Raw genomic sequence first — 1,265 nt, 5'->3', positions numbered from 1 at the left:
TGGTCAAGACCCCATTTTGTGGACATTGGAAAAACACCTAAGCTGCAAACTGGCGTCGGTACTCTACCGGCGTCAGTTTGTTTAATTTCCGCTGCGGTCGTCTCTGGTTGTAAAATCGTATGTATTTTTCAATTCGGTTTTGTGCCTCTGCCAGATTTCGGATATTATAAGGGTAGAGCCCTTCCGTTTTGAGATGCGAGAAGAAGCTCTCCATGGAGGCATTGTCTAGGCAATTGCCCCGACGAGACATGCTGATTTGGGCGCTAACCTTTGGCAGCATGTCATGGTAAGCATGAGACGTGTACTGGAACCCTTGGTCGCTGTGAACGACCAATCCGGTCACGTCTTTTTGCTTGGCAAACGCTTTGGCGAACGTCTTTAGTACCAGTTCGTTGTCGTTGCGTTCGCTAAGCTGGTAGGCCACAATCTCGTTGTTGAATAAATCTTTGACTGCCGAAAGATACAGCCAGCGCTCACCTACCCGGTATTGCGTCACATCTGTTACCCATTTCTGGTTCGGTTTTTCTGCTGTGAAATTTCGCTTCAACAGATTCTCCGCCACGCGTTCCCCCGCATGGTACGCCGTGTTAAAACGGCGTTTGCGGCGAATGTTGGATTGAAGTCCGAGCTTTTGCATCAGACGCAATACTTTCTTGTGGTTCATCCATATGCCCTCATCCTGCCACAAGAACAACTGGATTTGGCGGTAGCCGTATTTCCCTTCGTAGCGCGCATACACCCGACGAATGAGCAATGCAGCTTCCTTGTCCCGGTCCATATGTTTGCGCTTCAGATAGGCGTAGTAGCCGCTACGAGAGACCTTGAAGAGTTTGCAAAGGCTGCTGACGGGGTAGCTAGAGGCAGCTATCTCAATGACTTTATATTTCTGTTTTTCACCTCCTGCATCCAGATTTCCAAGCACTTTTTTAGCATTTCGTTTTCCCGCTTGAGCTTTTGAACATACCGATCTTGGTCGATGTATGCTTCCCGTCGACCTCGCTGATCCACCAGTCCAAACTCGCCCTGTTCCCGAAACTTCCGCATCCATTTCTTCATCCGCTGAGGATCATTAATCCCCAAGTGTTCATTAATCTTTCGGTAAGTCCATCCCTCGATAACATGCAGACGAACCGCCTCTTTCTTGATCTCTTCCGAATACGTTTTATACTTTTGTCCCTTAATTGCCATACAAAAATGCACCCCCTAGAATTTCATCGGATAAACCAGGGGTTTATTCCAATGTCCATTCTAAGGGGTGCACTTCA

Annotated in this window: 2 protein-coding genes; both read right to left on the bottom strand. The window is 47.9% G+C overall.

The window, feature by feature from the left end; all coding sequences use genetic code 11:
* Positions 1–37 precede the first annotated feature (37 nt).
* Positions 38–922 (bottom strand): IS3 family transposase, encoded by an 885-nt coding sequence (locus ACPV3A_RS37690; protein WP_210190097.1) that lies wholly within the window; start codon positions 920–922, stop codon positions 38–40.
* Positions 865–1,188: a helix-turn-helix domain-containing protein gene (locus ACPV3A_RS37685; protein WP_006210604.1), complete on the bottom strand. Its 324-nt coding sequence runs from the start codon at positions 1,186–1,188 to the stop codon at positions 865–867. Before ACPV3A_RS37685 ends, ACPV3A_RS37690 begins: the two co-directional genes overlap by 58 nt.
* Positions 1,189–1,265 lie beyond the last annotated feature (77 nt).

Source organism: Paenibacillus sp. Dod16 (assembly GCF_049893405.1).
GTDB lineage: Bacteria > Bacillota > Bacilli > Paenibacillales > Paenibacillaceae > Paenibacillus_AQ.
Note: the sequence above shows the minus strand (reverse complement) of the source record. Positions and strands in the feature narration are given on the sequence as shown.

Excerpts from the sequence above, each read along its gene's own strand:
- ACPV3A_RS37685 (WP_006210604.1), bottom strand. The coding sequence starts at position 1,188 with ATGGCAATTAAGGGACAAAAGTATAAAACGTATTCGGAAGAGATCAAG.